The sequence below is a fragment of the Robertmurraya kyonggiensis genome, assembly GCF_005116465.1.
Lineage (GTDB): Bacteria > Bacillota > Bacilli > Bacillales > Cytobacillaceae > Robertmurraya > Robertmurraya kyonggiensis.
This window is the reverse complement of record NZ_SWBM01000001.1, coordinates 1,198,597-1,216,890: the sequence shown is the minus strand read 5'-3', so window position 1 is coordinate 1,216,890 and position 18,294 is coordinate 1,198,597. Positions and strand designations below refer to the sequence as shown.

The window sequence follows — 18,294 nt, the reverse complement described above, 5'->3', positions numbered from 1 at the left end:
GCAAATGTTTCCAATGGTCAATAGCATCAATATGTGAAACTACTAGAAAATACAGGTGTCCCTAAAAATAGGAACACCCGCATCCATTTTATAAAAACCGCAGTGTTGAAGTAATCTGATTGATATGCCCTACATCCGCCCATAGAATAAAGAATCGGTACGTATTGCCGCTAATGACAACAGGTGTTGGATATTGAACAATCAGTGCTGCTTGATTCTGCATTTGTGTTGGTTGGTCTGCTGAAGGGAAAATCATACAGGCCGGTTGTCCTTGGATTTGAGTCGAAACAATCTGTGGGTTGGTTCCGTATGGGCGAAGTTGATGATAGGCATCACTTTGACACACATCCCCTAATGGACCATCATATGCAATCGCGCTTACTTGAAAGAATCCGTTCGCTCCTTCATAACGTTCTCTTCCGTCTATTGCTCTTTGCCAGTTTGCAGGGAATTGTAGCTGCACGCGATAAGTTGAGCTTGTAAAAGTCGTTGTTTCTGTCGTTAGTGTCGTTTTCGACCAGGCTAGTGCTGTGATATTACCATTTGTAACAAGCTGAATCGGTACTGGATGCTCTAAATCGACCATCCAAATTTCACTGGCACCGCCTTCTGTATCACATTCAGATAAGTAGGCAACTTTCGTGCTATCAGGTGAAAAAGTGACAAGCGTCGAAAAGCAATCAGAGATCGCCCTTATGCGATCATTCTCTCCTTGCCTTCCGGATGTGCGAATTTGTGAAAAATAACCCCGATCCTCATTAGCCGTTGCACTGTAGGCAATAGAAGCTGAATCTTGCGACCAAGTTGGATCATAGTTTTTCGCAAGAGGTCCGCCCGTTACCTCGAATACTTGCCCCGTTGCAAGTTCAACTGCATGAATAATAGAAATGCTTGCTCCAGGACTTGTATAGAGCAAATAGCGACCATCTGGAGAAAGTCTAACATTGTTAAATGGTTCTCCTGTGTTCTCAGTTATTTGTTGTAGTCCAGTTCCGTCAGTACGAATTCTGTACAATTGACTAATGCCTGTATTATCAGGAGCTTCGAAAAGTAACTCCTGTCCGCTTGGGAACCATTGTACGTCCCTTACATTTGGCTGATTGATCCTTTGGGCTTGATGGGTTACAACATGATAGATGATGATTTCATTCCTATTGGAATAAACAAGCCGTTGATTATCAGGAGCCCAGTTTATGAAGGCACCTTCAGGTTGTGAAAACTGATCAATCGCCGTAAATCTGTTGTTTGTCAAATTGACGGCGTATAGGATGCCATTTTTTCCAATAAAAGCAATCCTGCTACTATCAGGTGACCAATAAGGAACTGAGTACGATTCCCCTAATCCGAATGTGACTTGTCGATTCGTTCCAATACTTGGATCATACATCCATAAATCATAGGTTCCAGAACGATTCGAAATATATGCAAGCAATCCATCCTCCCCAGGTGGCGCGTATGGGATCACCAATCGCTGTCCAGGAAAAATCGTTGTGGATGTAAGATTATTCGCTTGCATAATCAATTGGTAATTTACTCTACCACCCGTTACGACATTAAAACGTTGTGCAATGGAAAATAAGCTGTCGCTAGGCTGTACGACATAAAACGGAACACCTCTAGGAATCGTTAAAAGCTGACCTGGATGGATGATATAGGGGGACTGAAGTTGATTCGCAGCAATAATGTCTGCAGGAGGAACTCCATAAAATTGGGCAATCCTATAAACGGAATCGCCTGCTTGGACCCGATAACGATCGACCCCAGGTGGTATGGATAGTTGCTGCCCAATAAAAATGGTATCAGGTGCAACAAGATTATTCGCAGCAATCAACGAATCCACCGGAATCCCCCAACGTTGCGCAATCTGCCAAACCGAATCACCAGCCCGCACCGTGTAGAACATTTGCATGGTGAAGTCCTCCTTTCATTAAAAGTGCCTATACACAAATTTGAAGTAAAATATCCCTCTGCACTAGGCTATTCAACTAAGGAGAACAACGTTTCTTTCTAGGCAAAAAGAAAAAGCCTATTTTGGTGGAATAGGCTTAAGATCAAGAGAAGAACGTTTAATTAGAATATTCTTCTCTGATTCTATTCTTTATTTTTGATGCTCATAGCAATATACATTTCCCTTAAAACGGTTAACGTTGGCAAGACAAAACTGATGTACCTTTTCGGATACTTCTTTTCCACAAGTCTTACAGCTTGGTTCACTCGAAGATGTTGCTGGCTTTTGTATTTTTCCGCTCAGTAAGTCTACATGCAGTTCCCTTGTTTTTGGATCGGTATTGTTACTGTCCTTTATAATATTGAATATGGATGAAACTTCATCATCAGAAAAAAGTGGTTTATCATTCAATAATTTTAGGACATTTATTTTCCTTGTAATGAATTCTGACAGTTCAGTATCGTATACAATCAAATCGTTAGACTGAATTTTTCTCAACTCTTCATTAACTTTAAAGGTACTTCTTCGATTAAAAGAAATCATGGAAATATAAGCTTCTTCTGATACAGTTGGTAAGAGTGACTGGATTGCTTTTATATGTCCAATATTTTGATGAAAAGGATTCATGAATTGGAATTTCCCATTAAGCGACCACTTCATTCTATTTCTATCCCCGTAAATGGTACCTGTATAATTTTTCGTTTCAACTACTAAAATGGCGTGTGAAGTAAATATAATATGATCAATTTGAGAGTATCCAGATTTTGATTGAGTATTTGGAAGCATCACATCACTGAGATACTTGAAATCCTCCTTAGGCAATTGGTCAAGTTGAATATTAATCTTATACTCTCCAATATCACCAATTCTTGTGTTTTCGACTTTGGGTTTCTTATCAATTTTCTTTGGAAGACTTTCTTGCTTTGTTTTCTTTGAATTCATGAATAATTTGCTGAACATTTCGCTGCCTTTCTTATTGCCAATTAGTTATATGTTATATAAGGGTTTCTTAATCATCGACTGCTATTAAGAAAATTTTCTTTTGAAAACGTCCTTTTTTGTCAGCCTTCTGTTTACGGATTTCCTCTACCTTATTAAAATCACCACCGTGGCATTCACTTAGTGCATAAATAATCTCTAACAAATCGGCTAATTCTTCTAAAGCATCGCCATCACTCGTTGCATCCATATATTCCTGCAATTCCTCGAAGCTTTTCTTTCTAAGTTCTTTTATGTAATCTAAATTGTTTAATATACTTGTCGAGAAACTCTTACCTGATTTCTCGATAATCTCAGGAATACCATCTCGAATTAATTTGTCGTAAATAGGCATTTTAGACCTCTATTTTCTCCTTCACGGATTCGATAATGACTAATCTTCATTAGGAATAACATATCTTGATAATTTAATACCTTTGCTTACTTCAGTTGAGTAAGATAGGCTAATATCGGCTTCAGCAACAATATTTTTTACATTAAAATTATTTCTCTGAATTACAGATGCATATTTAATTCCAAACAAATGAATATTTGCTACCTGATAACCTGTTGGAGCATTATGATACATTCTTCTTAATTCTTGTCCTAAATCCTTCTCGTTCATAGCACACTTCCAATCTTATTATAAATAGCAGTTATATTAAGCTCTCTCTACCTATAATAGGGTTTAATCCTATTTTTCTTATAAGACTATTCGATAAATAATTGTAAAATCCTTCAAAAAAATCCTGTAGGTAAATGGTACGCCACTTAGCCTACAGGATTATGATTTATTCCGATATTATTTCAACTATCTTCTTAAACACAGTTGTCGGATTTCTGTTCAATTTTTCTAAAGGCACTCTTTCAGTACGCATGTTTCTTCTAAGCACAATTACCTGTTCCGTAGAATTGAGTTCAATGGAGATATCTTTAATTGTATACTGCTTTACCTTTCTAGCCTCATCCAAGTTCAAGTTATCTAAATCGAGTTTAATTCTATCAGAAACCCTTCTAAGCATTCTCCACAGAACAAGCTCTTCTTTTGACTTCATAAACAGTTCCGGCAGCTCTTTAGCCTCCTTTAGAGCAGTAAGAGATGTCATCGTATAATTCGCAATACCGTACCCAACAGGCTTAATTGCATCTTTCAACTGATTCCATTCTTTAATTTCAAAATGTACAGTATCTCCGTCCCACTTCACTTCATTGATTTTGCCATAAACAACAACGCCATTTTTAGAACCAATACCATGCTTCAGATAAAGAGCAACATACTTCGCTTCCTGCCAACTTTTTCTTAATCGGTCAACAGCAATCGTATAACGTCCTTTTTGAATACACTCTCCATACTCTTCCGCACTTGAAACCAAACCGACGAAGACTTTTTCTTCGAAGGTAGATTTCCAATCCGCAAGTGTTCCTCGAGGTAAAATACCATCATTCTGAATTTCTTCAGGTCCTGCTTCAATTAATCGCTCCACGAATTGCTCTACTAAGGTTGTGGCATTAGGAAGAAATGGCAAACCGCCTATATTCACCCTATCAATACTTTTATAAAAATGATGCTCCTGATAAGTATGTTCATCGAACCAGGGAAAAAGCACATAAGCCCCAAATGCTGTTCTCTCATATGGCCCATTATTCGCTGACACGATCGAATCCCGATAACGGTGCATTGTATTAATGTCATCCTCCATCGGACCAGGCGTCTTATATCTAGTATTGTAGTAGCTACCTTCCTGAGCATAATCAATCCGATATTTTGCATCAAAAACATAATTGTAGGAATAGTCCTTCCCCTTTTTTGCAATTGAAAGCATTGTATCTGGCTTCTGAGGAATAGTTGGAAGATTCCCTTCGTATTTTTGATAAGTGAGAATAATCTTTTCCTTTGTAACTGGATGCTGAAAAATCCTTTCGGCCGTTTTATTCACATCAAGATTGACGTAAAGTCCATCACGATTTACTTTGATAATGTCCTGACTCACCAACTCGTATTTTTGGTTAAGAATTTGTCCGAGCTTCAAGAATGTCCAATATTCATATAGGGTTGCGACGTCCTTTACAGACATTTGATAAAGCTTCCCTTGAAGAGCTAAACCTTTCGAGACAGTTAAAAAGATTTGAAATGCTTCGCGATAGCCTGGTGCCATCTGCATCACTAAGCTCATTACCGAACGTTCTAGTTTTCCAATTTGTTTCCAGAAATATTGCTTACACTTCTGTTCTAGCTGTTTTTTCATCGAGTGTAATTTTTTAAGTAACTCCGGATCTGGTACCTGCTTCCACCGATTGTTTTCATTTTCAATAGTAGTAATTAAATCCGTTAGCTTATGGATAAGTCTCTCCATCATCCATTTCACATAACGATTTTCCAAGGTATCATAGGTTAATTCCTTCTTTATCCTTAGGCCCTGGTATGGCATCAAATGTTTTTTGTCTATCTCTATCCCATCTTGAACTTTTATAAATAAGCTAGTTCGCTTACGTAAATAGCTTCGACTAGTGGAATCAAGTTTTCTTAACTGATCCCCACGAGCCCTTTCATGAATCGTTTGCAACTTGTGGTGTGGCTGCCGTTCGATTCGCTCGATTGCTTGTAAAAATTGTTGGAAATGCTTGCTAATTAATCGATAGAACTCTGCTTTAGATGGATTCCCTTCAAGCCTTGCTCTAGCACCCAAATAGGTTTTTCGAATAAAGTGATAGGCTAAATTATAAATCTCATCATTTACTTCTTCTAATAGCTTTTCATAGTCTTTTTTATAATCGAGTTTTACTGGAAAAATCTCAATTGTGACGGTTAAAATAGTTTCATACTCATTACGAATTTCAAAGGTACTATATCCTACCTCATTTTGGAACTGGAGATTGCCCATTAATACTGATTGATTTCCGATTTTTACGGGAGAAATAGCTTGTCTTAAAATCGGATGCTCGTGGTAAAAGGATAGCTCTTCTCCTGATTTGGAAATGACCATAAGCTGATAAATGCCATTTTCAAAAAATATCGGACGTAGATTCTCAGGAATGACAAGCTCACCTATTTCAACGTCATAAACTTTGTAATCCTCTAGACTTTGCCCTACAACAGAGAATTGCATGACATCATGTGAATCCATGGACCGATACTGCTTCAATCCTTCATAGCGCGCATGATAGGGTCTTCCTTTTATAATAAGTGAACAAGTTTCCGTTTCTATTTGTACTAGTTCGACATCCTCACGAGATCCAGAAGGAAGTAAATCCATCTTCCTGTAACCTCCTCAGCATCTCAGCCACTTTTTCAGCACTTCGAGGATATTTGGCGTGTTGTAGTTCAATAGAATCTTCTAGATATTCCATATTAGTGAAAATTGTATAAAGTTCTTTTAGCATTTTTTCCACTCTACTATCGCTTCCTGATATACGAGGCAATATTTTTTGTAAGATACAGTTATCAAGAGCCTCTTCAAAAGAAAATAACTCTCCAGTCTCATTGTTAGCAAGGTAAAAACATATTTCGTCTCTTACTCGATACCCAACATGAGCATGTACGGATTGCAGAGAATTATTAATTCTGACTAGTTCTTCAGTCGTACGTCCAATGATTTCCTTATGGGTTAAGTAAACATCTTTTAAATGTAAAAACTTCGACTCTAACTGATGATTTTCCATGGCTATAGGAGTTATCGAAGCAGCCTCTTCTAGAAAATCTAAATTTTGTAGCTCCACTCGGTTAAATTCAATCGTGTTCGCGCGGTCTAATACCTTTTTACTAAAAGGGTGAGTTGTTTCATCCATATTGACCGTTCCGATAAAATAGAGATTATTAGGAATTCTTAGTTCAAACCCAGCGGTTTCTTGAGAAAGTAGAAGTGATGAAACGATTTTACCATCTTCTCGTCTACGACTCTCCATCACACTTAATATATCACTGAAATAATACTCAACTCTTGCTAAATTCATCTCATCTAAAAGGACAAAATAAGGCTTTTCAAGATTCTCTGAAGCTCTCTTGATTACCTTCGTTAATGGACCTTCGGTAAATTCACCTTTAATATCGCGATAGCCTAAGAGATCACTCCCATCATTCCAATCCGGGCGAATGGGGATTAATGTGAATTGGCCATTATTCTCATTGGCACCAAGACTTTCTGCAAACCATTGGACCATCTTTGTTTTACCTGTACCTGAAATCCCTGAAAGGATAACAAAGGGTTTGGATTTAAGAGATAAAAATAGATTCGTTACCTCTCCCTTATTGTAGTAGAAGCCCTTACTAGTTATGTAGTTGTAGATGTGGGTAGTGAGATCTTTATAACTGAAATTATCTGGCATTTTCTCTAGTACCCTTTCCTTAGGATTACTTGTTTCGTATACCATCGAAGTTTTTCCGTTTTTTATGGTTATAAAGTTCTGGTATATTTCAACCATTTCGTTCAGATCTGATACAAATACATGTTCTTCAGGCATACTATTTAGGTCATATCGAATATAAGCAGCTGTTGAATATGCATAATCTCTAGCTTTTTTACTCGGACCTAAGTCTATGTTATCGTCCTTTTGGACCTTTCTAGACAATCGGATTGATTCTCTAATTTCTTGTTTAATTCTTAACATGTCTTCATTAGACGTTTCTGTTACACCTTGTGCAAGAGTGAGGTAAACATGCTGCATGTCTTCACTAAATAGATAGACAATATAATAGCCTCTCTGAGTTGACATGGTAATACTTCGATGCATAATCGCAATCCAAGGAACAGAGGCCCAATTTCCTTGACCAACAGACCCTGTTACGACATAATCTGTTGAATCGATGAAGGGCAACTGCATAAATTCAGTCGGTATATCTCGTCGAACAAATGCACCTAACGGATGACCGCCAAAACTTTCTCTTTTTGCATCTATGTATTCATTCATAATTCGTAATAAGCTATTTTTGATATTGCTTGTCATAAACTGCTCCTTGTGAATTGATGTCTCAAAATAGTGCTCTTTAGGTGACCAATTCTCATCAATTAATCGGGTGCTTTCGAGCCATTTAAGAAGATTATAGGTCCTTTCCTTTGCTACTGATTCAACCATTAGGTTACTACCCTTAGAATTTCGAACTATTAGCATTCCTAACTCTACTAAGGCCATTCTCTTGTCTTCTTTAGATAGTTCCTGTAATAGATCTAAACAAATAAGCGCCATATGAAAATAACCGATTTTAGGTAGGATATTCTTTATGTACTCATCTTTATTTTCAGCACGTGCGTATTCATCTAATTGGAACTGATTAACCTCAGAAAACTCATTTACAAAGCCTAGTAGCTTTGCATCCTGTCTAGCCCTAGACTTAACCCGATATAGGTTTCCATCTGTTTGTTGGCTTAGTTGTTTAGGGTCGTATTCCCCATTAATCATTTCCTCCAGAAAACTCTTCACCTTGTGATACTGCTCATTAGGGAGTTCATCTGTAAGGTATTCCATTAATTGAATAGAAGTTTTTCCTTTAATAGTTGTAACTTTTACAAAAGGTAATTGACTGAATAGAGCCATTAGGAATGAAGTTCTACCTCTAGTTTTTCTAAAGGAATCTGCAATAGCATTTCTTGCTGAAATAAATTCTTGCCATCCCTCTAATAAAAAATCTTTTGAAATTAAATCGTAGGGTTCCTTGTTTTTTCCGGTTTCAAATTTTAACCGAGATGATTCAGTTTCTATGTAAATCCCATCTTTATCCGTCTTGGCAATAATATTTAATTTTTTTGTGCCTAATGTTTGTGCTTGTCGCACTCTTTTTACTAGTTCTAATATTATTGTTTCTAACAATGTCCTTTCTCCTATCCTTTAAATTAGAAAGAGTTCTATATTTTTAATTGTTTTTATTGTTTGTATAGAATGACAGCTGTTGACCAATCCCTTTACCTTTAAGAGGAACTTTGCATTTGATCCCCGCGTCTTCAAGCATAGGGATCAAATATTCCCGATACTTCTTTCCAGCATAAAAATCTACTTCTTCTAAATCTAGAGTCAATGCTTCAATTTGAGACAGAACCTTTTTAGCCCAATCCATTCGTTCTGAAGTCTTCATAGAATTCAATGTTATATCGTATGGAACTATTAAATTGTGTTTATCTAGTAGACCATATTTGGCTGATAATATATACCAATCATAGTAATCTTTATTTTCAATGTAAGTAGTAGCTTTCCTAAACAGGTTAGACTTTAAGTACATTTCTTTTGCATTACATGGTTTTTCTGCTTTTAGTTTGGTACAACTTGTAAGTGCTATTTTCAAAAAATCCTACATCCTTTCAGCATAACAAGTTCGGTATTCTTATCTAGATATCTTTCTTAATCACTTTTAACTAAATATTAAGAAAAATATATGTTGGAAAAAATCGAGCTATCGGAATAAGGCGAAAAAAATGATATTTATCTAGTAAAAACCGCCAACCTTTTTTATTCAGAAGAGAGAGCTCCGATGGAGATTATAGAAATGGAAGTTAAATCTATTAATACATACCTACAAAATGGTTGTACGTAATGATTGCCTAATTGCCAAAGGATATGATTGACTCAGAATCTTTTAACATAAGCAAAATAAAGTTCATTCCTGTATCACAATTATACTATAATTTGCCAAATGATTTTCATGTTTTGAGAGAACAGAAAGGAATCAGAAGGAAAAAACTTGAAATTCAACATAAATTCACAATACACTATTTCAACTAAATGGGTACAGAAAAAATGAAAAGCAGAGTATCTCTCAATTATTAATTGATCATGACACTCTGCCCTATTGTCTTTTATTCGATATCGGTGGTCGGGGTCGAAATTTGTGTCAAAGTATTGATTTAATAGGGTTTTGCAGATGTGTAGTGTAATATTTGTGTAAACAGAAAAAAATTTATAAAAAGAGGCTGGAACAAAACCCACCTCTAAGATGAAAAAGCCGGTGAAATTTTACGACAAGTAAAATCTCTTTGTCATTCGGTGGTAAAAAGTATGTTGTTACAGATGGTACAATTCGGTGGCCGTAATCAACGAAAAATGGGAACAGCAAAAAGAATATGTGAGAGCGAAGCTTTCAGAAGAGAAAACGAGTGCCATCTATCGAATACGCAAAATCGATGTGGAACCAGTTTTTGGATTCTTGATGGCTAATTTGCGTTTCACTCGATTTTCTGCACGAGGAAAATCGAAGGTAGAAAACGAATTGGGGCTCGCGTTAATGGCAGTGAATTTTAGAAAATTCACTGCCATTAACTAAGGTAATAGAAAAATTTACACACAAAAATAGAGAAAGGTGAATTTGAGTACCCACAAATTCACCTTTCTCTTTATTAGAAGCTAGTTATGTCCCAGACTCTTTTTATTTGCGTTAATAATACCGTATACGACCTCTCCCCTGTCAAATTTAGTTACTAGCAATAAACAGAATTTAACTGAGTTAAAAAGCTTAATTATGTTTGAATTAATAAGGTTTTGATTCAACTCAGTTAAATAAGTTAACCTTTATATCATAATTATGTTAGCAAATTTGTTAGCAAGTGGTCGAGAATTATTATAGCTAAATTGAATGGATAGTTGAATTACTAAAATATTTTTTTTTCTTTTTGACCAAAAAGCCTAGTATTAGTATGCTTCTTCACAATATAAACATAAGAATTAAATACCCTTAAAGCTTTTGTTACTCTATCTTTAGTTTTCTCTTCATAATAATGAGTATCTATATGTATAGTCCAAGGGTTATAAAACAGTTAAATACATTACTTATAAAAGAATATTTAGTTTTTGTAAATTGTAACTGGCGAAGTGAATCTTGATATTCATTCTTATAATTCATATAATGCTAATGTTTTATATTAACTAACAATCTTTAAAAAACAGTTATTTCGTTAAATTCTGTCTATGACTTTATTTTTGTTCCCAAAATTATATTATCTTTTTTACATTAGTATATGGAAATGTTCCATAGCTGAAATAGGCAAAGATAATATAAAACTTGTTATTAAACCTTTATTCTTGAATCTAAATTAAATACTTGACCAGAAATAGAGGAGAAACTATCAGATACCATAAATATGACAAAGTTAATTAAATCATAAAGTGAATCATGATATTTTAGAACACTCGCTTTTTGTGCAGCATATGATTTAAATTCTATATTTTTATTCATATCAGTAGAAATAAATCCAGGACATAAAGCATTTACTAAAATATTATACTTACCTAATTCTATTGCCATCGACTTGGTTAAAGATATAACTCCTCCTTTACTAGTACTATAATTTGCTTGGTTTTCACTACCGCTCTGCCCTTTAAGAGATGCAATGTTGATTATTTTCCCTTGTTGATTATTTACCATATATTTTGCAACTATTTTTGAACAAATAAACATCCCTGTAAGATTTGTTTCTAATACACTTCTCCATTGATCATTTGTCATTTCTAAAATTGGACTGTCTGATATTATTCCTGCATTATTTATAAGAACATCAATAGACCCAAACTTTTTTGATATCTTGTTACACATTTCTAAAACTTCTTCCTCGTTTGTTATATCAGCTTTACATAATAACAACTTATGACATGGAAAACCCTTGAATACATTTAGGGTAGAAGGATCTGATTTATAATAATTCACTATTACATTTGCACCTTCATTTAAAAGTTTTAAAGCTATTTCTCTTCCAATTCCTTTTGATGAACCAGTTATTACTATAGTTTTATTAACAACATCTATAATCACAATTTAACAAAGCCTCCATATTCTGTTCATAATGAAAAAAGAACATGAAAATATAAATACCACAGTAAAAATACTGTGGTTAGTTTTCAATTAATACTTTACTAGACTTTACTTTCAGTAGATAATAGAGTCTCGCAAAGTTTATTTTCGCCGTAATAAACTCCTTTAAACAAACTAGTTATATCATCAATATCACATTTATTTTTTTGTAATTTCAATAGATTTGCTGTGAATAAATTCCAATTATTTGACAACTCAATATATTCATTAAATAAATTTATATTTTTTGATTTAAAACTATTGGCCATTAAATGCCTGGTATATACCATTCCATTAACACCTAAGATACTTCTTGCTAATGTATGAAAACCAAAATTCTTAGCTATTCCTTCTAAATTATTTAAAGTATTAAGCATTTCAATAAACTCATCGAATTTTGCTTGTAGGTGTTCATAATAGCTTTTAACATTTACAACACAAGAATTATCTACATTATTAATAATTTCTATTGGATCATATGCTTTTGAAACATCTATATCTACAAAGCGAAGAGTACCTTGTTCGGTATTTTGCCTAGCAATCATTAATGTTTCTATATCGATCTTTGCAAAGTCGACTAAACTATCAGATATTGTAAACTCCTTCCTTACTGGATCGTAATCATGTATTATTACTACATGATTATTATGTGTTTGGTTAAAGTTATTTTTATCATATGGAAGATAAAAACAATTTGTATAAACCATATGTATTTGATTGTTCTTTATCATTTCAAATGTTTTGAATAGCGCTTCTTCCTGATTAAGTTCTTCTGTAACATTTATTGTGATTCCAGTCAATTGTTTAAAGTACTCGAAATTTTTATTACTTCCATATATATTAAATAAAGAAGTATGTTCATTGTTCGACTTTACAATTTTAAAAGCAATGCCACCAAACAATTGAAAAATATCAGCAGGTTGTAAATCTATATTTACACTTAATTTTAAGTACTTGCTTATTGCATAGTACAAACAGTGATTACTTTGTGTCATTTATTATCATTCCTATACATATATTATTCAAACAGAATATGCAAGATATTCTGTTTGAACCTTCTAAGTAAGTTTTTTAAAACCCTAAAATTATACTACAATTTGTGAGCAAAAAATTTAATAGGACCTAATGCTGTGATCTTTAGTTTTTTTGATGATCTCATTATTAAACACCTCCTTTCAAATTTCTTCCATTAATAATATTTTTATAAAAACTAAATCTCTAATAAAATCTTCTAATTCTTCTCCAGAATATAAAAAATTCTTATCTATATCTTTTACGTCAACGAAATCACTTTTTGCATTTAATAATAAATCGTATATGAATCTTTCAATATAGTAACCTTCATTTGTTTTGTTAACAATTATTATCTTGCCATCTTCAAAATCATTAATTGTTAAATCTGGATTTAACTTTACTTTTAACAAAATTCTCACCAACAATTCACAGAAAATTAATATTATAATAAATTTTCTAATATTATGATATACTATATTTTTGTAACTATCAATCGAAAAATGTAAATTTTTTATAAAAAAAACAAAAAAATGGATATTTTTTCTCTACCTTGGTAATAAATCTGAGTCGAATAATGACAACTTTCCATTAGCCATTGCTAATCTATCGTTGTGATACATCAATTTTGCAGATCTTAAATCCCTAAAAGCTCTTTCTATAGGAATTTTTTCATTCTTTAAATAACCTAGATTCATTCCCGCAATATCCATCAATAAATCAGTTGCTTTAAAAAGCTCTTCTGATGCAAATATTTTAAGATTATTTATATTTATATTAAACCTTTTAGAAGGGTACTCATAACTGGCTTTTCTAAAATCCTCATACTCAACCAACATATTTCTTAAATATACATCTACTGTATCTATAATCAGTCTAACTTGAGAAAGTTTTATATATAGATAGTCAGATTTATTTGAATACCTCTTATTATGATTTTCCCTTATTATTCTTATCATCTTATGATAAATGTCCTTAGTGGCACCTAACCAACTTGAAGCCCACATAATGTGACCTACTGGTATTAGTGTTCTTTGAGTTATTTTTTCAAAATTATTTAATATAACAATATTCGCCCTTTCTAACTTCCCGTACAAGTGAATACCATTACTATTAGTTCCTCTCATCCCTAATGGATTCCACGATGAAAGTTGTCTAATTTCTAACTCATTTTTCCTAGCTAATACTAATAGAACGTCATTTTTAAGGCTGCTACTTTCCCTCCTTACTGTAATAAGAAAAAAATCAGCTAAGTTCCCTCCAGTAACAATCGGCCCTTCTCTGTCTAAGATGAATTCATTTTCAGAAATCCATGACAATGCAGATTGAGCACTAAATAGATCTCCTCCTTTTTCTACTTCTGTTGTAACTGAAGCAATATATTCTTGATTCTGAGAAATATTTTTTATTGTTTGCTCAATATGATTATTATCATTGTTTCGATTTTCAATTAAGGTCATAATCTGTTGGCAATGCATTCCCCACATCATAGATGTAGACAAGCAACCACTAGCTAATATCTGAGCAACATCTGAAGCTAATTGTAATCCTCCCCCTCCTCCACCAAACTCCACTGGAATTAATAGATTCATTAGATTACTTCGTTTTAACAAATTGATTCCTGCTTCAGGTGAAATATTATTACTATCAATTGCTGAGGCAATTTCTTTGAGCTTATCTCTTGTCATATATGCTTGAGAAATTACTTTATTATCTTCAATTAACGTCATACTAACGAATTCTCCATATTAACAAGTTGGATTACAACTTTCCACAATTGGTTAGCAGTTGAAAAAGTCTTTTCTGATAAATATTCATCTGGAAAGCTTATATCGTAGTATTCCTCTATTTCCAATAAAAGTTCAATTGTTGCTAGAGAATCCAGACCCAAGTCTCTTAGATTTTCATCAATCATGTTTTGAGTTAGATCACTTTTTATAAAAATACTTATTATTTTTAAAAATTCGTTATTCATTGCTTATCTCCCTTTTTAAAGATATTTTATTAATATACCTGACTCGGTCATTTAGAATTATTAACTCGGTAGGTATTTCTCGACTTAAAAAGCCAATTAAACTTGCTGTTAAACCATATGCTCCAACGTTTGGTACGAACACTATATCTCCTTGTTTAAAATTTGGCATATTAATTCCTTTTGCCAAGTAATCCAAAGGAGTACATAAAGGACCTACTAACATTACATCTTCAACAATATCTCTAATATTATCTGCACTGTATAACTCTAAACCTATGGTAGGTACACGTTTCAACCCTGCCATACCCCCAAGATTATTAATTCCAAAGTCAACAATACAATACCTCTTACCTCGACTTACTTTATTACTTAGTACAGTCCCAACTAGGCATCCACTGAGTGCAGTCAGGTACCTCCCTGATTCAAATGCTAATTTCGGCTTATTTTTAAAAATTTTATTTATTTTGGTTACTATTTCACTTTTTATTGAACTATAGTTTATTAAACTTTCTTTTTTACCAAATGGTGCTTTGAATCCTCCACCTATATCAATTACTTTAGCTTCAATTTTAAGTTTTTTTTGTAATCTATCTATAGTTTCCAGTGCAAATATGAAATTTTCTTTTAATTCATTCTCATCTTTAAAATTGGAACCATTGTAGATATGAAAGCCCATAAATTTAATATTTTTGTTTTTATATATGGAGTTAGGAATATTTATTATCTCATCTTCATCGAAACCAAACTGAGATGGAACCCCCGTCATCTTAATACTTGCTCTTCCAGTATTTGATGATGGATTTATTCTAAATAATACATATAAAACTTTTTCAGTCTTCATAGCAATTCCATTTAAAAGTTTTAATTCCTCAATAGACTCGACAGAAAAAAACGTTACATTACACTCAATTGCGTAAAGTAATTCATGTTCTGTTTTACCTGGTCCAGTATACAAACACCTGGACAAATCAGCATTAATTTCCAACAAAACTTCTAACTCGCCTCTAGAAGAAATTTCCGCATAGCAACCTAAATCTAACAAATGCCTTGTAATATGAGGATTAGGATTTGCTTTTAGAGAATAATAAATTATACTTCCTTGAGGCAGTGCTTCTTTTAATAACTTATATGCGAAATCTACTTTATCCAGGTCATAAACATATAAAGGACTTCCATATTTTTGAGTAAGCGTTTTATAATCTAACATTTAATTTCTCCCTTTTTCTTCTTAACTCTATCTTATTAATTTTCCCATTTATTGTTGCCGGGAGTTTAGGAGTAACAATAACCTCAGTAGGTAATTTATATTCTTCTAAATAAATTTTAAGTTCATTATAAATCTCCTTTTTAGTCCTATCTTCGCTGGATTGAATAAATAATGTTGAATGATTATAGTGATCATCAGGTGGTATCAATGCTGCTTCCTCCACAAAATCTAGTTTATAAGCAGCTTCCTCAATTTCCAGTGGGCTTATTCTGAATCCCCTTTGTTTAAATTGTGAATCTATTCTACCTATAAAATACAGGTATCCCTCACTATCAATCTTAAAGAAATCCCCAGTTTTCAAAACCTTTTGCCCATCAGAATTAATAAAATATGATTTGTTTGTTAAGTTACTGTTATTCCAGTACCCCTGCATGACATTTGGACCACTTACAATTAGCTCACCAATATTGTTATGTGGTAGCTTATTTCCCTCATTATCAACTACATAACATTCTGTTCCTTTTAAAGGTCTCCCGACTGAGTCTGGCTTTAACATATGTTCTTCTGGTTTTAAAATTGAAACTCTTTTGCATTCAGTAAGTCCATACATTAAATAGACCCCACAATTAGGAATTAACTCAATTATCTTTTTATAAATATTACTGTGTAACTTTTCTCCGGTATTGGTAATAGCCCTTAAATTTGTTAATTGGGATAATTCCCCAGACCTCTCAATCATTTTTATTAATCCTTTTGTTAAATGAGGAAGAGATGGAAACACAGTAACATGCCAGTTTTTAATATATTTAAGTATTTCTATTCCCGCGTTTTCCCAGCTTCCTAGAGCGAGTGTACAGCCGGAATAATTACTTAAAAATACTTGATATAAACCATAATCAAATGAAAATGGTAAAAAATTACCAATTATATCGGATTTTACTAAGCTTAGTTCACGTGCAATTTCCTTTGTACAAAAAATAATATTTTTATGGTTTGACACTACTGCCTTTGGTTTACCCGTACTTCCTGAAGTATAGATTAATAAAATTGTTTCATCCGAATCTGTTTCATTTTGAATAAACTTATTAGAACTTTTTTCAATCTCAGATATTACTGTATTAATTTTTTTATTATTAAAATTTGTTAATGCAAAATTCTCTTCATATATAAAGAGAGAGGGTTTGCAATCCTCAAGAATATAGTTAACATTATAGTCCGTAGTATCAGGGCTTATAATGACAGCAATCGCACTTACCCTTGATAATCCATAGAGAAGATATATCAGCTCTATTCTATTATTGAGTTTAAGTAATACCCGGTCCCCATTTTTTATATTTTCTTTTAAGAAAAAGTTTGCAGCTTGGTGACTTTTTTTTACTAGTTCTCCATAAGTAATAGAATTGTTATTTGTTATGATTGCTAATTTGCTCGGGTTTTCCTCAGCCATTTTATCTAGTATATGGTGAATTTTTTCCATAGAATTCCTCATCATTTTTAGTTATATTATCAATTGAATTAGACAATTGATTGAAATTCACGTTAAAGCTTAATACTTCATTATTACCATTAAAAAACCTAAAAACCCCATCTTCATCATTTGTGAATTCTGATACATAATTGGCAACTTTTTTTAATTCTGTATTCCCATTCTTCATAGCTATTCCTGTACCCGAGTTTTTTATAAGGGAATAGTCGTTACTTCCATCTCCAACACTAACTATATTTTCATTTGATATACCAAGCATTTTTGCCAATCTATTTACATTCACCCACTTATCCACGGAATTAATTGAGAGATCAATAATATCCTTCTTTCCTTTCCATGGGTAAATCGATATATCTTTAAATTTATCAACTAATAGACTACAAATTTGATGTCTATTATTATTGGGCACACTTATTATTACTCTTTGGAAATTGTTAATTTCCATTAATTCAGTAAAAGAACAATACTCATAATCTAGATATTCACTAACCATCATATTGGTTAGGTAACTATTATTATTATTTAACAGAAAAGTTTTAGTATCTGCTGAAAGTATGATATTGATAATCTCGAATTTTTTTTGGTTTTTGTATAAATAATTTATGATTTTTTTCCCTTCCCACATATATCTTGATTCTATAACAGAATTTTGTCTTGGATTCCACATTAAAGCACCGTTATAATTAAGCATGTATGTATCCAAATCTAATTCCAAATAATATTTATAAGAGTCAGATACAGATCTACCAGTGGCAAGAACTACATAAATTAATTGTTTCTTTAAACTTTGGACTAAATTTACCATTCTTTTAGAAATATTATGGTTACTATCTAATATTGTTCCATCTAAATCCAATACGAGCATTTTTTTCCAAACCATTTTCGATCTCCACTTTCCATATTTTCTATTTTTGAAATAATC

Annotated in this window: 15 protein-coding genes and 1 pseudogene; 1 reads left to right on the top strand and 15 read right to left on the bottom strand. The window is 33.0% G+C overall.

Annotated features, from left to right (window positions below; all coding sequences use genetic code 11):
• Positions 1–88 precede the first annotated feature (88 nt).
• The 7 genes from FA727_RS06185 to FA727_RS06155 all read right to left on the bottom strand — a co-directional run bounded on the left by FA727_RS06185 (position 89) and on the right by FA727_RS06155 (position 9,197).
• Positions 89–1,909 carry a LysM peptidoglycan-binding domain-containing protein gene (locus tag FA727_RS06185; RefSeq protein ID WP_136829976.1) on the bottom strand — a complete coding sequence of 607 codons (1,821 nt, stop codon included), beginning with the start codon at positions 1,907–1,909 and terminating at the stop codon, positions 89–91.
• A 189-nt stretch (positions 1,910–2,098) separates the two neighbouring features.
• Positions 2,099–2,890 (bottom strand): nuclease-related domain-containing protein, encoded by a 792-nt coding sequence (locus FA727_RS06180; protein ID WP_158318802.1) that lies wholly within the window; start codon positions 2,888–2,890, stop codon positions 2,099–2,101.
• A gap of 67 nt (positions 2,891–2,957) precedes the next feature.
• Entirely contained in the window at positions 2,958–3,281 is a 324-nt protein-coding gene (locus FA727_RS06175; protein WP_136829972.1) for a nucleoside triphosphate pyrophosphohydrolase, read from the bottom strand.
• A 39-nt stretch (positions 3,282–3,320) separates the two neighbouring features.
• Entirely contained in the window at positions 3,321–3,551 is a 231-nt protein-coding gene (locus tag FA727_RS06170; protein WP_136829970.1) for an HTH-like domain-containing protein, read from the bottom strand.
• A gap of 166 nt (positions 3,552–3,717) precedes the next feature.
• Positions 3,718–6,180 (bottom strand): restriction endonuclease-like protein, encoded by a 2,463-nt coding sequence (locus FA727_RS06165; RefSeq protein WP_136829969.1) that lies wholly within the window; start codon positions 6,178–6,180, stop codon positions 3,718–3,720.
• Positions 6,152–8,728, bottom strand: coding sequence for an MrcB family domain-containing protein (locus FA727_RS06160; protein WP_136829967.1), 2,577 nt, complete (start codon positions 8,726–8,728; stop codon positions 6,152–6,154). The genes FA727_RS06165 and FA727_RS06160 overlap by 29 nt, the downstream gene beginning before the upstream one ends.
• Before the next feature lie 43 nt (positions 8,729–8,771).
• A complete protein-coding gene (locus tag FA727_RS06155) occupies positions 8,772–9,197 on the bottom strand; it encodes a DUF6884 domain-containing protein (protein WP_136829965.1) in 426 nt (141 codons plus the stop codon).
• Positions 9,198–9,941: 744 nt separating this feature from the next.
• Between FA727_RS06155 and FA727_RS06150 the strand changes: the two are divergent.
• Positions 9,942–10,163 (top strand): annotated as a pseudogene (locus FA727_RS06150) (transposase); the annotation flags it as partial.
• 750 nt (positions 10,164–10,913) lie between these two features.
• On the opposite strand, the gene FA727_RS06145 reads toward FA727_RS06150, so the two are convergent.
• From FA727_RS06145 to FA727_RS06110, 8 genes are all read right to left on the bottom strand, one after another.
• Positions 10,914–11,654: an SDR family NAD(P)-dependent oxidoreductase gene (locus FA727_RS06145; RefSeq protein WP_158318801.1), complete on the bottom strand. Its 741-nt coding sequence runs from the start codon at positions 11,652–11,654 to the stop codon at positions 10,914–10,916.
• A 101-nt stretch (positions 11,655–11,755) separates the two neighbouring features.
• Entirely contained in the window at positions 11,756–12,688 is a 933-nt protein-coding gene (locus FA727_RS06140) for a BtrH N-terminal domain-containing protein (RefSeq protein WP_136829961.1), read from the bottom strand.
• Positions 12,689–12,868: 180 nt separating this feature from the next.
• Positions 12,869–13,126 carry a hypothetical protein gene (locus FA727_RS06135; RefSeq protein WP_158318800.1) on the bottom strand — a complete coding sequence of 86 codons (258 nt, stop codon included), beginning with the start codon at positions 13,124–13,126 and terminating at the stop codon, positions 12,869–12,871.
• A 126-nt stretch (positions 13,127–13,252) separates the two neighbouring features.
• Positions 13,253–14,434, bottom strand: coding sequence for an acyl-CoA dehydrogenase family protein (locus FA727_RS06130; protein ID WP_136829957.1), 1,182 nt, complete (start codon positions 14,432–14,434; stop codon positions 13,253–13,255).
• Positions 14,431–14,679, bottom strand: a complete 249-nt coding sequence (locus tag FA727_RS06125) for a phosphopantetheine-binding protein (protein ID WP_246041719.1) — start codon at positions 14,677–14,679, stop codon at positions 14,431–14,433. The genes FA727_RS06130 and FA727_RS06125 overlap by 4 nt, the downstream gene beginning before the upstream one ends.
• Positions 14,672–15,886: a type III PLP-dependent enzyme domain-containing protein gene (locus FA727_RS06120; protein ID WP_136829955.1), complete on the bottom strand. Its 1,215-nt coding sequence runs from the start codon at positions 15,884–15,886 to the stop codon at positions 14,672–14,674. Before FA727_RS06120 ends, FA727_RS06125 begins: the two co-directional genes overlap by 8 nt.
• Positions 15,873–17,363, bottom strand: a complete 1,491-nt coding sequence (locus FA727_RS06115; RefSeq protein ID WP_136829953.1) for a class I adenylate-forming enzyme family protein — start codon at positions 17,361–17,363, stop codon at positions 15,873–15,875. The genes FA727_RS06120 and FA727_RS06115 overlap by 14 nt, the downstream gene beginning before the upstream one ends.
• On the bottom strand, positions 17,335–18,252 hold the full coding sequence (locus FA727_RS06110; RefSeq protein ID WP_136829951.1) for a Cof-type HAD-IIB family hydrolase: 918 nt from the start codon (positions 18,250–18,252) through the stop codon (positions 17,335–17,337). Before FA727_RS06110 ends, FA727_RS06115 begins: the two co-directional genes overlap by 29 nt.
• Between the last annotated feature and the right edge of the window lie 42 nt (positions 18,253–18,294).

Coding starts and splice junctions, on each gene's coding strand:
- FA727_RS06185 (WP_136829976.1), bottom strand. CDS start 1,909: ATGCAAATGTTCTACACGGTGCGGGCTGGTGATTCGGTTTGGCAGATT.
- FA727_RS06180 (WP_158318802.1), bottom strand. CDS start 2,890: ATGAATTCAAAGAAAACAAAGCAAGAAAGTCTTCCAAAGAAAATTGAT.
- FA727_RS06175 (WP_136829972.1), bottom strand. CDS start 3,281: ATGCCTATTTACGACAAATTAATTCGAGATGGTATTCCTGAGATTATC.
- FA727_RS06170 (WP_136829970.1), bottom strand. CDS start 3,551: ATGAACGAGAAGGATTTAGGACAAGAATTAAGAAGAATGTATCATAAT.
- FA727_RS06165 (WP_136829969.1), bottom strand. CDS start 6,180: ATGGATTTACTTCCTTCTGGATCTCGTGAGGATGTCGAACTAGTACAA.
- FA727_RS06140 (WP_136829961.1), bottom strand. CDS start 12,688: ATGACACAAAGTAATCACTGTTTGTACTATGCAATAAGCAAGTACTTA.
- FA727_RS06130 (WP_136829957.1), bottom strand. CDS start 14,434: ATGACGTTAATTGAAGATAATAAAGTAATTTCTCAAGCATATATGACA.
- FA727_RS06125 (WP_246041719.1), bottom strand. CDS start 14,679: ATGAATAACGAATTTTTAAAAATAATAAGTATTTTTATAAAAAGTGAT.
- FA727_RS06120 (WP_136829955.1), bottom strand. CDS start 15,886: ATGTTAGATTATAAAACGCTTACTCAAAAATATGGAAGTCCTTTATAT.
- FA727_RS06115 (WP_136829953.1), bottom strand. CDS start 17,363: ATGGAAAAAATTCACCATATACTAGATAAAATGGCTGAGGAAAACCCG.
- FA727_RS06110 (WP_136829951.1), bottom strand. CDS start 18,252: ATGGTTTGGAAAAAAATGCTCGTATTGGATTTAGATGGAACAATATTA.